The organism is Terribacillus saccharophilus (genome assembly GCF_002272075.1).
GTDB lineage: Bacteria > Bacillota > Bacilli > Bacillales > Amphibacillaceae > Terribacillus > Terribacillus saccharophilus_A.
The window spans coordinates 51,278-63,952 of record NZ_NPBJ01000001.1; the positions used below are offsets into that span (position 1 = coordinate 51,278).

A 12,675-nucleotide genomic window follows, 5' to 3' on the forward strand; every position below is an offset into this window, starting at 1 on the left:
CCAAGTGCCCTGGGATGCCGCGAACACATGCTGCCTCCCGGGGCTTCTTTAGAAAGGAGTCCAAATTTATGAACATCCCTGAAAAACTCGGACCGGAAAAACTTGCAAAAAAACCAGCACCGCGTCCAGCTCGTTCTCTCCGACTAAAAAATACATTGATCGGCTGGTCATTCGTTGCCGTAGCCTCACTGTTAATTGGAATCTTCTATTTCTACCCGATGGTGCAAGCATTGATAATGTCGTTCCAATCTGGAACAGGCGTAAATCTGTCATTTGTCGGATTCGAGAATTATATCCGACTATTCCAGGATCCTGTGTTTCTGACAACGGTAAAGAATACGGTCATCTATTTGATCATCCAAGTACCAGTCATGATTCTACTGGCATTATTCCTATCTGTTGTGCTGAACAATAAGACACTAAAATGGAAAGGTTTTTTCCGTACCGCCATTTTCTTACCTTGTGTAACGTCTCTTGTTGCTTACTCAGTTGTGTTCAAGTACTTGTTTGCACCAGATGGCATCGTGAATATGACGCTGATGAAAATCAATCTTGTCTCTGAGCCTGTCCAGTGGCTGACCGATCCGTTTTGGGCGAAAATCACTATTATATTGGCAATCACATGGAGATGGACTGGCTACAATATGATCTTTTATCTATCTGCTCTTCAAAACGTGGATCAATCCATTTATGAAGCAGCAAAAATTGATGGAGCTTCCGCTATTCAGCAGTTCTTCAAAATAACCATTCCGATGCTAAAGCCAATCATATTATTTACATCCATCACATCGACTATCGGAACACTGCAATTGTTCGATGAGGTCATGAACATAACAGCCGGCGGACCAGGAAATTCAACCATGACCATTTCCCAATATATTTATAACTTGTCCTTTAAATATACGCCTGACTTTGGTTACGCTGCTACTGTATCTTATGCCATCGTAATCCTGATCGTTATCTTCTCGATCATCCAATTCAAAGCGGGAGGCGAAAAGAAATGAAACTATCCAACAAAGTAATTGGTTATCTGTTCCTTAGCATCTGCGCGATCATTTCTATCTTCCCGTTTTACTGGATGGTTGTCAGCATGACAAACACATCTTCTGACGTAACAAGGGGGAAATTGCTGCCGGGTGGACATTTTATTGAGAACCTTAAGAACCTGCTCCAAACAGTTGATTTGGTACCCGCATTAACGAACTCTGCCATTATTGCAGTTGCTACAACAGTTCTTAGCTTGCTGATTGCGTCTTTGGCGGGGTACGGATTTGAAATTTACCGCAGCAAAGCAAAAGATATCGTATTCAATATCTTGCTGCTGTCCATGATGATTCCATTTGCTGCCTTGATGGTGCCCTTGTTCCGTATGTTCGGTAGCATCACACCGGTATTGCCGTTTATCGGAATTGATACTTTATCGGCGGTTGTTTTGCCGACTATCACCACGGCATTTCTGATTTTCTTCTTCCGACAAAGTACAAAGATGTTTCCAAAAGAAATTTTGGAAGCGGGCCGGATTGATGGATTGAAGGAGATTGGCATCTTTTTCCGAATATATGTACCGACGATGAAGACGACATATGCAGCTGCAGCCATTATTACATTTATGGCTAGCTGGAATAACTACCTCTGGCCACTAGTTGTCTTGCAATCTCCTGAAAACCAAACGATACCATTGCTCATTTCTAATCTTGGTTCCAGCTACTCGCCGGATTACGGCATGATCATGATGGCAATCGTTATTGCTACAATGCCAACAGCGATTATATTCTTCTTTATGCAGAAGCATTTCGTAGCAGGAATGATGGGTTCCGTGAAGTAACAGATAAAGAGGGAGGAAGAGAATATGACAATCAATACAACTGTAACTCCAAGTTTGGATTGGCTTTCGGATACGAGTGTGTTCGCGGTGAATCGTGTGCCTGCTCATTCGGATCATGTGTATTTTGAATCGTTGGAACAGGCTAAGGTAAAGAAGGATATGCCTTGGCGCCAGAGCTTGAATGGGAAATGGAAATTCCATTACGCTCAGAATCCTAGTGCTCGGCCTGCGGATTTTTACAATGCATCATACGACTGCAGCCGATGGGATTCCATCTCCGTTCCAGCTCATATGCAGCTGGAAGGCTACGGAACACCGCAATATGTGAACACGATGTATCCATGGGATGGTATTCATGATATTCGACCGCCTCAAGTACCGATGGAGGATAATGCTGTCGGCAGCTATGTGAGACATTTCACCGTGCCAAAGCATATGGAGAACATGCCACTGTATATCTCGTTCCAAGGTGTGGAGTCTGCATTCTACGTTTGGCTGAATGGTCAATTTGTCGGCTATAGCGAGGATAGTTTTACACCGGCTGCGTTCGACCTGACATCTTATCTCCAGTCTGGCGAGAACAAATTGGCGGTAGAAGTGTACCAGCGCAGCACAGGCAGCTGGCTAGAAGACCAGGATTTCTGGCGCTTCTCTGGTATTTTCCGTGATGTGTATCTCTATACAACACCAGAGCTTCATGTTTTTGATCTGTCTGTACAAGCGAGGTTGGATGATTCGTATTCGAAAGGTTCTTTGAAAGCAGCGATGCTATTCCAAGAGACGATCCCTGCGGGTGCGAAGATAACAGGAAGTCTATATGACAAACATGGCAGCTTGGTGCAGGAAGCAGAAGGATTGTTCCAAGACCAGACGGCTGTCGTTGCGTTCAATGTTGAAACACCGGAACTATGGAGTGCGGAAGATCCTAATCTATATTCCCTTTACCTGCAAGTTTTCAATGAGGAAGGACAGCTTGTCGAAGTCATACCTCAGACCGTCGGCTTCCGCCGTTTCGAGATGATCGACAAAGTGATGTGCTTGAATGGTAAACGAGTTGTATTTAAAGGTGTCAATCGACATGAATTCAATGCACGATCAGGAAGGGTCGTTACCGAAGAAGATATGCTGTGGGATATCAAAACGATGAAGCAGCACAATATCAATGCTGTTCGGACTTCTCATTATCCAAACCAGACTAGATGGTATGAGTTATGTGATGAGTATGGTCTATACGTTATTGATGAGATGAACTTGGAATCGCACGGTTCTTGGCAGAAGCTTGGACAGGTGGAGCCTTCCTGGAACGTCCCAGGCAATTTGCCTGAGTGGCAAGATATCGTTATGGACCGTGCTGTATCTATGTTGGAACGGGATAAAAACCACCCATCAATTCTAATCTGGTCCTGCGGTAATGAATCATATGCTGGAGAAGTCTTCGTCAATGTGGCGAACTACTTCAGAGAAAAGGATCCGAGCAGGCTTGTACATTATGAGGGTGTGTTCCACGCGCGGGAGTATGACGAAGCAAGTGACATGGAAAGCCGGATGTATGCCAAAGTTGATGACATTATAGAGTATCTGGAAAATGATCCGGAGAAACCATTTATCAGCTGTGAATATTCCCATGCCATGAACAACTCGTTAGGCGGGATGTACAAATATACGAATTTGGAAAATGTCTATCCGATGTACCAAGGCGGTTTTATCTGGGATTACATGGATCAGGCATTACTGAAAAAGAATCGTTACGGGCAGGAATTCTTAGCTTACGGCGGTGACTTCCATGACCGACCGTCGGATTATATTTTCTGTACAAATGGCATTGTCTTTGCCGATCGTAAACTTTCTCCGAAAATGCAGGAAGTGAAATATCTTTATCAGAATATCAAGCTGGATATAGATGATAAGAAAATAGTGTTGCACAATGAAAATCTCTTTGCTGATACAAGTGCTTATGAGTTGGTATTGACAGTGCGAAGAGAAGGGGAAAGCTCTTATGAACAGAGCATTGAACAGAGTGTTCCGGCTGGTCAACAAGCAGAATACGAGATAGATATTCCAGCGAGCGTTCTAGCAGAACCTGGGACATATACAATCGATGCCAGCATGAGACTGCGTGAAGCAGCATTATGGGCAGATGCAGGATACGAGATTGCATTCGGGCAATATGTTTGGGAAAGTAAAACAAAAACCCCTAAAGTTACGGGTAAACTCCGCGTCGTCGAAGGTGATGTGAACATCGGTGTACATGGTGATGACTTCAGCGTTCAGTTCTCTAAAGCTGCTGGCAGTTTGACGTCGCTTCGTTATGACGGAGAGGAACTAATTGAGACACCACCTCATCCGACATTCTGGCGTGCAAGCACGGATAATGATAATGGATATCAGCAGAGCTATACAGCCGGAATCTGGCTGGCAGCCAGTGTAGCAAGGAAGTGTACGGATGTAGCTTTGGATATCGGAACAGAACAAGTGGATGTGACATTCACCTATACTTTTTCAATAGCAGAAAAGCTGCAAGTACAGACTATCTATTCTGTGTTCCCAGATGGCGCTATCCGTGTGAAAGCAGTGTACCAAGGGGCAGAAGGTCTACCAGATCTGCCGACATTTGCCCTCACTTTCCGTACGTCTGCAGCATATAGCAATCTGGACTGGTTTGCACAGGGTCCGGAAGAGAACTATGCAGATAGAAATCACGGAGCGAGGCTCAGCCGCTTTCAGAATACTGTTCAAACGAATGGTACTGCATATGTCCGACCACAGGAATCGGGCACAAGGACGGGAGTTCGCTGGCTTAAGCTTACGAATGAAAAAGGCAGCGGGATAGAACTGGATGCTGATAATATGCCGATTACATGCAATGCATCTCCTCATACAGCATTGGAGATTGAGCAAGCGAACCATGCTTATGAACTTCCGCCGGTACACTATACTGTGCTGACTGTTTCCGGTAAACAGATGGGTGTAGGGGGAGACGATAGCTGGGGAGCTCCGGTACATCCTGAACATACGCTAACCTCTGATGGAGATCACAGCTTCACTTTTACCATCAAAAGAGCATAAAGAAACCCCCTCTGCTCAGGCAGAGGGGGTTTTGTATTATGCGAAGCTTGCTTCTTCATATTGCAGTAATGTTTTCGTCATGACTGGTGCTGGATCTTTGTCTTGTTTCTCTTTACGCATAGCACGGTGCTCTGCGACATGAGACTCACGAGAAATCCATGCTACGAAATCAGCTTTTTTATCCCATTTCGTAACGATAGCATAAGCGACTGTATCACTTTTTTTTGTATCTTTGTTCCAGCATTCGGCTGAATACAAGCCAGCTACATCAGTCAGCTCCTCCATCGTATGCTTTACTTTATTTATAATTTTATCTTGGGCGTCGACTGCACCTTCGAAAATAACTTGATTGACAAACATAGGAATTCCTCCTCATTAAAACTCGTTCTTCTTTAAAGTTACCAGAAAGCAAGGTGACAGTCAATGAGAATGATTATCAGTAATGGGGAGGGCTCTGTTTGCATGGAATTGAGATTATATAGAAGCTGAAGCATTGGCTCAGAAAGCTGATTGACGCGTCAACTGTATGGCCCCATGAAATGAAAAAGGGCTGTCGGATTAACTCGACAGCCCACATTATCAATATACTTTATCACCATTGAAGATGCTATTTTTTACAACAACATAATCAACGTTACGAATTGCTTCTAATTTCGTACCGCCAGCATAAGAGATGGAAGACTGAAGATCCTGTTCCATTTCTGTCAAGGTATCCTGAAGAGATCCTTTGTGCTCAACGAACATTTTCTTGCCTTCGACGTTGCGCTTTTCACCTTTTTGGAATTCAGATGCAGAACCGAAGTATTCTTTGTAAAGCTTGCCGTCTTTTTCAACCGTCTCACCAGGAGATTCCTCATGGCCGGCGAACAAGGAGCCGATCATGACCATAGATGCTCCGAACCGTACTGATTTTGCAATGTCACCGTGTGTACGGATACCGCCATCAGCGATGATTGGTTTGCTTGCTGCTTTCGCACACCAGCGCAATGCTGCCAGCTGCCAGCCGCCAGTTCCAAAGCCTGTTTTGATTTTTGTAATACAAACTTTACCTGGCCCGATTCCTACTTTTGTTGCGTCCGCACCAGCGTTCTCAAGCTCTCGAACGGCTTCTGGTGTACCGACGTTTCCAGCAATAACAAAGCTCTCAGGCAAATGCTTCTTAATATGTTGAATCATACGGATAACAGCATTGGAATGACCGTGTGCGATATCAATCGTAATAAATTCAGGTATCAAAGCTTTGCTTGCAAGTCCTTCAACGAAAGCATATTCTTCTTCTTTAACGCCGACACTAATGGAGGCAATCAGATTCTGTTCCTGCATCTTTTTGATGAATGCTTCTCTTGTCTCAGGTTCAAATCGATGCATTACATAGAAGTAATTATTTTCAGCCAAATAAGTGGCAATATTTTCGTCAATGATAGTCTGCATATTTGCCGGTACGACTGGCAGACGGAATGTATGGTTTCCAAGTGTAGCAGTCGTATCACATTCTGAACGGCTGTCTACTACGCATTTTGCGGGAATTAATTGAATATCTTCGTAATCAAATACATTTTCCATGTTTATACCCCTCTAAAGACGAATTATTTTTGGTGGTTACTTTTATTTCGTTCGCCCTTTGGTACTATACAATAATTCAGAAAACAAAGCAAAGGTTTTTATTCAAAAAATAAAAATATAAAGAAATGGGGTAGAATAGAAGAGAGGGGTGACAAAGTGAAACTACGTATGAAGATGACATATCGCACACCTAAAGGGACGGAAGCGGAATTCTTATCTGATTATTTGCCACCAGGTGCTGCGCTGTTACTGATGGAAGATATGCAGCAAAGCGGGAGAGTACCTCAAATAGAACTCTTAGATCAATATGAGACAGAATGGACTATAAAAGAATTACGCAGCTATATGAAAGAACTGGAAACGGAGCCGCATAATGTCCGCATGTATGTGGATGGCGGTTTTGATAAAGAAACGGGCAGAGGTGGTCTTGGCTGTGTTATTCATTACGAACAAAATCAGAAGAAGTACCGTTTGCGTCGCAATCAAGAGATGGAACAACTTATCTCAAATAACGAAGCAGAATATGCAGCACTGCATTTTGCTATAGGTGTTTTGTCGGAACTAGGAGTGAAAGCCCAGGATATCGAGGTATATACAGATTCCCGCACCGTCGTCAATCAGATGTCGGATGAGTGGCCTGTTTATGAAAAAGAACTAAAATATTGGGCAGACAAAGTGGACGATGTGGTGAAGAAAATTGGATTAACGGTGCAATATGTCCATGTGGATAGAAAGCAAAACAAGGAAGCGGATCAGCTCGCGAGCCAGGCTTTGAAAAGTATTCAAATAGACAGCACAATACAAAAATAACCGCCCAAGCAAAAGCTTGAGCGGTCATTTTTATTTGGAAGTCTGTTGATCTAGAGCTTCAATCAAACTAGTCTTGGTTGAACCAGATGCTGCTTCCACTAATGTCTGGAAACGTTCTGTCAGCAATTCTTTGTTTTTATACTCCTCAGGATGGTTCTGATTGTAATAGAAACGGAAGATAGCTTCCTCAGAGAAATGCTGTTTTCCGATCTTAATCATGAATCCTACAGGAAGCTTATCATAAGCATATGCTGCTTTTGTCTCGACTAGCGGCGTTTCCGCTACAGCTGTTTCGTTTTCAGTTGCCAGCTGTTGAATTGCCTGCTTGATGAATTTCTTACGAGCACGCTTCTTCTTAGAACGCATGTTCATCTCAGCAAGAACTTTATCCAGACTTTCGGTTTTCGTAAGTACTGTCACGACTAAAAACTCCTCTATTATTGTCTGCAACCTCTATCATATGATATTTTCGCAGATTTTAGAAGTCTAGCAGTAGAATTGTTAACATTCTGACAAGTTCTCAATAATAGTATGTGTCGGAATACGTTGGATCTGATTCAAATAGTGCAACACCGAGAATCATGAAAATCATGAAGACAATGAAATAAATTACGATAACTGCGGCCATTACGATAAATGTGGCAATGGCAAAGTTCCTTCTTGGATTGGCACGATCAGCTGCCCAGATGATCAGCATGATGATGTTGACAATCGGAATACCTGTCAATACTAATGTCCATACCCATTGCATGATTCTCATTTGACCATTGCTTTGATGGTCTCTTTGTTGTGGTTCCATTAAAAAATCGCTCCTGACTAAGGTAAAATAATGTCAGAAATAACTATAATGGATAGTTTCTGTTAATTCAACCAGTGTCAGTAAGTCCTTAAAAGCTGGTTTAGAGCCGTTTTAGGGACTTTTCTCCTGATTTATTGCTCGTTCCAGCCTTTGTTTGGTTTCCAGCATTTCTTGTCGTGACATCGGGTCAAAAAGACCTTCCGCAAGGACTTTATCAATATATTGAATAGCTTTGTCCAATTGGGAATCCATTTTGTCCACACTCCTTCTCCATAGGTTTTCTCTACTACCTTGTATTGTTAACACTTCCAGTATAATGGCACATAATCACATCCTTTATACTAGGTAAATTGCTGTCTGTTTTTCCGGAACTATTATCTTTCTAGAGGTTGTCCGCCAACTCCTCTTTCGATATGCTTAATTTATTAAAAAGATGAGGTGATAAGCATCCTATATGACATCATCATTCTCGGATCTGGTTCAATGGGGATGAGTGCAGGGTATCAGCTGGCAAAGCAAGGTCAGAAAGTATTGATGGTGGACAGCTATCATCCTCCTCATATCCACGGGAGCCACCATGGGGAAACAAGGATTATCCGTCATGCATATGGCGAAGGCGAGGCTTATGTGCCATTTGCTCTCCGATCTAGAGAATTATGGAAGGATTTAGAGCAAGAGCTCGGAAAGGACATATTTTTTGAAACAGGAGTTTTGAATTGCGGTCCGGAATCGAGCCCATTTATACAAAATGTTCTTAAGAGCGGGGAAAGATATGATCTTCACGTGGAAGAACTTAGTTCAGATTTAATGAAAAAACGTTGGTCAGGTTTGACTATACCTGCCGATTATATTGGGGCTTATGAAAAAAATGCTGGTTATTTGCGCACGTATCCAATTTTGGCTGGATACGCAGAGCTCGCTGCTTCATATGGAGCCGTTCTTGCAGGAGGTCAGCGAGTGGAAGAGGTACAAATAAAAGAAGGCAGTATTGAAGTAAAGACTAAGAATGAGATACATAGAGGAAAGAAGCTGATTGTAACAGCTGGAGCATGGGGAGGAGATGTATTGTCGCAGCTCGGCCTGCAGCTGCCGATTACAGTAACTCGGAAAACATTCGCTTGGCTGCATGCCGATGCTCCTTTTCAAGAAGACAAATTCCCTTGTTTTAGCTTTGATACGGATATGGGTACTTATTATGGATTTCCGGATATCAGCGGGACAGGATTAAAAATCGGTCGCCATGACACTGGCTTGGCGATACATCCAGATCAGAAGGGACCGGATTTCCATGATGGCGACGCAGAAGAACTGCTGGGCTTCCTGTCTCGATTTATGGGTGGCGGTTCATTTCAGCTGAGAGAAGGCAAAACATGCATGTACAGCATGACACCTGACGAAGATTTTATTATTGATTATCATCCGGACTACCCTGAAGTCATGTTCGCACTCGGTTTTTCCGGCCATGGATTCAAATTCGCCAGTGCAGTAGGTGAGGTTCTGAGTGAGATGGCAATGGAGAAAGAACTAACGGTGGATATGGGGCCTTTTCGTTTAAATAGATTCATATAGATATAAGTTAGAAGGAGTTATTCTTACTATTATAGGGTCACATTTGTTAAAGAATGGACATAAATCAAAGCAGTGTGCCTTTTTAGCATGTTATAATAAAGGAATATATTTTATTTTTTTGTAAGGAGATGCTGTATCATGCCACCAAGCGTGCGTTTGATTCTGATCTTGGCGGTGGCCTTGCTTACTGTCGGTCTCTTGATATATGGGGCTGTAAAGAGTAAGCAGATGAGGGTGCCTTTCTTGATTTTGGGGTTATTATTAGCATTCATTTATATCGTATCATTTATCGTATTATTTGTTTTATGACAGAGCATGCACAATTATCGTGCATGCTTTTTTACTTTCTGCAGGAAAGCGTACCATAGATTACAATTAGCGGTGAAAATTTGAAATAATATTGTAATGTTTTGTCACACTTTCGTATAGTATACTATTTCCGGAGATTACTTTATTTTCTATTTCATGACAGATTAATCATACTAGGCGATGTAAAACCAATAAATAGATTCACAGGGGGAACGGATTTGAAAAAAAAATGGCTGCATATCGGTTTGGCTGCAGTGATCGGAACTGCTGCACTAGTCTTGCCGGTATCTAGTAATGTTGCTTATGCCTATGAAGATTTAGATGAACAAAGAGATGAAGTCGAACGGAAAAAAACGGAGAATGAAGAGCAGCAATCAGAAAAGACAGAGAAGCAGGATGACCTGCAAGCAGCTGCTGAAAAACTCCGTACTGAGTTGGAAAAAATCGATGACAAAATCGGTGAAACGAATACAAAGCTAGCAGATACAGAGTCTGAGATTTCCAGTTTGGAAACAGATATCGATACATTGAAAAAAGAAATTGCTGACCTGGAGGTTCGGATTGAAGAGCGTCACGGTTTGCTGAAGGATCGGATTCATTCTTTGCAGAAAAGCGGCGGTCAGGTGAAATACTTGGATGTTATTATGGAATCCAAGAGTTTTTCAGATTTCCTTAACCGTGTCGATGCGGTAAGCACTATCATGGGAGCCGATCAGGAATTGATGGAAGCCCAGCAGCAGGATCTGAAAGATGTTGAATCTAAGAAATCAGAACGTCAAACAAAGCTTGTTCGTGTGGAGAAACAGGCGGATGTCTTAGAAGAGACAAAGCAAACTTTGACGGACCAGCAAGAAGAGAAGGACAAGCTTATAGCAGATGTTATGAAGGAATACGAGCTGACTTCTGAGGAGCTTGTAAGTCTTAGTGAGGAATCTGCATTGCTTGCAGCCCAGGAAGATGCTATTGCTGCAGAGGTTGCTTACCGTGATAAGCAGAAGGCAGAGGAAGAAGCACGTAAGGAAGAAGAGCGTCAGCGTGCTGAGCAAGCGAAACAGGAAGAAGCTGCTAGAGTAGCAGCTGCTGAGAAAGAAGCGGCTGCCAAAGCGGAACAAGAAAAAGCTTCTGCGTCTGCTGATAGCGAGCCGACAGTAAAACAAGAGCCAAAGAAAGAAATAGCTGAGAAAAAGCAAACAGTTGAAACGGAGTCAACGTCTTCTAAGTCTGCATCATCAGCTCCGCCGAAACAGCAGGTAAATCCTGCACCTAAACAGAAGCAGCAAACAACCAAAGCGCCTGCGTCCAGTGGTGATTTCATCACTCCAGCACCAGGCAGCATTACTTCTGGTTTTGGACCAAGATGGGGTACATTCCATTACGGAATCGATATTGCTAAACGCGGATCAAATGTGCCGATTTGGGCAGCAGCTTCTGGTACGGTGTCACAAGCCTACTATTCTTCTAGCTACGGAAATGTAATCTTTGTGAGCCATTCTATTGATGGAAAAACATACACGACTGTATATGCTCACTTGACGTCTATGCAAGTAAGTGCAGGTCAACGTGTGTCCCAAGGACAGCAGATCGGAACAATGGGGAATACAGGCATGTCTCAAGGACAGCATCTACACTTCGAGTTGCATACAGGTACATGGAATGGCAGTAAATCAAATGCAGTGAACCCAATACCATATTTGAACTAAAAGAAACTCCAACACTCCTAAAGGGTGTTGGAGTTTCTTTTAGTTTAGTGTAAAGTGGGAGGAATAAATGGTAAAAGGAGGGATCTGATGCACGAAGCAGCACTTAATAGACTAGTAGATATTCTTGCAAATCAAAAGGAAGTTAAAGCAGTATTTGTGAAGGGATCTTTTGGGAGAGGGGAACAGGACGCATATTCTGATATAGATTTATATTGTCTCGTAGAAGAGTATGATTTGGATAACTTCCTGAAAAAAAGATTGGCCTTGCTGTCCAAATACAAAGATGTTCTTTATAACGAAGATATATTTATTATCGCGCCACAGTTAATTGTTGTTTATGATGACTTCCTTCATGTGGATTTGTTCACCGTAACGGAAAAGACGTTCAAACAAAGCGATCATTTTAGAGTTCTTTATGATCCAGATCACTTGCTGGATCAATTCAAAGGAACACAAAAACTTACGATGTCAGATGAAGAATACGGAAACCAGGTAATAGATCTGATATGGTTCCTATTCCAGTATCGGAAAGCTGCTCTGAGAGAAAATGGTACATGGGCAGCAGCTATGCTTCAGCAAGTTACTGATCCACTGTCCAGGATGCTTTTGCATCATTATGCGCCTGATCGTGCACAACTTGGTCTTAAACGAGCAGAGCAGCTGCTGCCTTCCTCTATATTCAGCGAATTTAAAATAATCCTGGAAAATGTCACTCCAGCAAATCATCAGAAAGCAGCTGCAGCAATCCTTCAGCTGCTCGCAAAAGAACTATCCTTTATAAAAAATCATTTAAAAGGAAAAGAAAGGCAGATAATTGATCCTCTTTTTCAAAAAATAGTTGCAGAAGGATTTAGTGTAAATACATAAAAGAAAAAGCCATATCCACTTAGGATATGGCTTTTAATCTATACTAGCTTGAACCGACCACCGGACATCGCTATTTGTCTGTGAATTAAGCTTCAGCATCAGATCTTTTGCGTCCGTTTCACTGCGGAACAGCATTTCTGAAGTTGAACTGGAATGTTTTAGGTAGG

At 42.6% G+C, this 12,675-nt stretch carries 13 protein-coding genes; 8 read left to right on the forward strand and 5 right to left on the reverse strand.

The features are described 5' to 3' along the window. Positions 1-68 precede the first annotated feature (68 nt). From CHH48_RS00285 to CHH48_RS00295, 3 genes are read left to right on the forward strand one after another with little or no spacing between them, the layout of a single operon-like run. A complete protein-coding gene (locus CHH48_RS00285; protein WP_095217372.1) occupies positions 69-1,004 on the forward strand; it encodes a carbohydrate ABC transporter permease in 936 nt (311 codons plus the stop codon). After that, on the forward strand, positions 1,001-1,825 hold the full coding sequence (locus CHH48_RS00290) for a carbohydrate ABC transporter permease (protein WP_095217373.1): 825 nt from the start codon (positions 1,001-1,003) through the stop codon (positions 1,823-1,825). Before CHH48_RS00285 ends, CHH48_RS00290 begins: the two co-directional genes overlap by 4 nt. A gap of 24 nt (positions 1,826-1,849) precedes the next feature. Beyond that, positions 1,850-4,891 (forward strand): glycoside hydrolase family 2 TIM barrel-domain containing protein, encoded by a 3,042-nt coding sequence (locus CHH48_RS00295; RefSeq protein WP_095217374.1) that lies wholly within the window; start codon positions 1,850-1,852, stop codon positions 4,889-4,891. A gap of 36 nt (positions 4,892-4,927) precedes the next feature. Here CHH48_RS00295 and CHH48_RS00300 read toward each other — a convergent pair whose 3' ends face one another. Both CHH48_RS00300 and guaC read right to left on the reverse strand, forming a co-directional pair. After that, positions 4,928-5,251, reverse strand: a complete 324-nt coding sequence (locus CHH48_RS00300; RefSeq protein ID WP_095217375.1) for an antibiotic biosynthesis monooxygenase — start codon at positions 5,249-5,251, stop codon at positions 4,928-4,930. Positions 5,252-5,470: 219 nt separating this feature from the next. Continuing rightward, entirely contained in the window at positions 5,471-6,454 is a 984-nt protein-coding gene (gene guaC, locus CHH48_RS00305) for a GMP reductase (RefSeq protein WP_095217376.1), read from the reverse strand. Between the two features lie 156 nt (positions 6,455-6,610). Between guaC and CHH48_RS00310 the strand changes: the two genes are divergently transcribed. Next, positions 6,611-7,264 (forward strand): reverse transcriptase-like protein, encoded by a 654-nt coding sequence (locus CHH48_RS00310; protein WP_095217377.1) that lies wholly within the window; start codon positions 6,611-6,613, stop codon positions 7,262-7,264. Between the two features lie 30 nt (positions 7,265-7,294). Here CHH48_RS00310 and CHH48_RS00315 read toward each other — a convergent pair whose 3' ends face one another. From CHH48_RS00315 to CHH48_RS19380, 3 genes are all read right to left on the reverse strand, one after another. Continuing rightward, positions 7,295-7,684: a hypothetical protein gene (locus CHH48_RS00315; RefSeq protein ID WP_095217378.1), complete on the reverse strand. Its 390-nt coding sequence runs from the start codon at positions 7,682-7,684 to the stop codon at positions 7,295-7,297. A 100-nt stretch (positions 7,685-7,784) separates the two neighbouring features. After that, complete coding sequence (locus tag CHH48_RS00320) at positions 7,785-8,063, reverse strand: hypothetical protein (protein WP_095217379.1); 279 nt, start codon at positions 8,061-8,063, stop codon at positions 7,785-7,787. A gap of 111 nt (positions 8,064-8,174) precedes the next feature. Next, the gene (locus tag CHH48_RS19380) at positions 8,175-8,315 is read right to left on the reverse strand and encodes a hypothetical protein (protein WP_176466490.1); all 141 of its coding nucleotides are present in this window, start codon (positions 8,313-8,315) and stop codon (positions 8,175-8,177) included. 186 nt (positions 8,316-8,501) lie between these two features. Between CHH48_RS19380 and solA the strand changes: the two genes are divergently transcribed. The 4 genes from solA (at position 8,502) to CHH48_RS00335 (ending at position 12,508) form a co-directional block, all read left to right on the forward strand. After that, entirely contained in the window at positions 8,502-9,632 is a 1,131-nt protein-coding gene (solA, locus tag CHH48_RS00325; RefSeq protein ID WP_245840419.1) for an N-methyl-L-tryptophan oxidase, read from the forward strand. 138 nt (positions 9,633-9,770) lie between these two features. Then, complete coding sequence (locus CHH48_RS19385; RefSeq protein WP_175074923.1) at positions 9,771-9,941, forward strand: hypothetical protein; 171 nt, start codon at positions 9,771-9,773, stop codon at positions 9,939-9,941. A gap of 218 nt (positions 9,942-10,159) precedes the next feature. Beyond that, a complete protein-coding gene (locus tag CHH48_RS00330; RefSeq protein ID WP_095217380.1) occupies positions 10,160-11,641 on the forward strand; it encodes a murein hydrolase activator EnvC family protein in 1,482 nt (493 codons plus the stop codon). An 87-nt stretch (positions 11,642-11,728) separates the two neighbouring features. Next, positions 11,729-12,508: a nucleotidyltransferase domain-containing protein gene (locus CHH48_RS00335; protein WP_095217381.1), complete on the forward strand. Its 780-nt coding sequence runs from the start codon at positions 11,729-11,731 to the stop codon at positions 12,506-12,508. Positions 12,509-12,675: the final 167 nt, after the last annotated feature.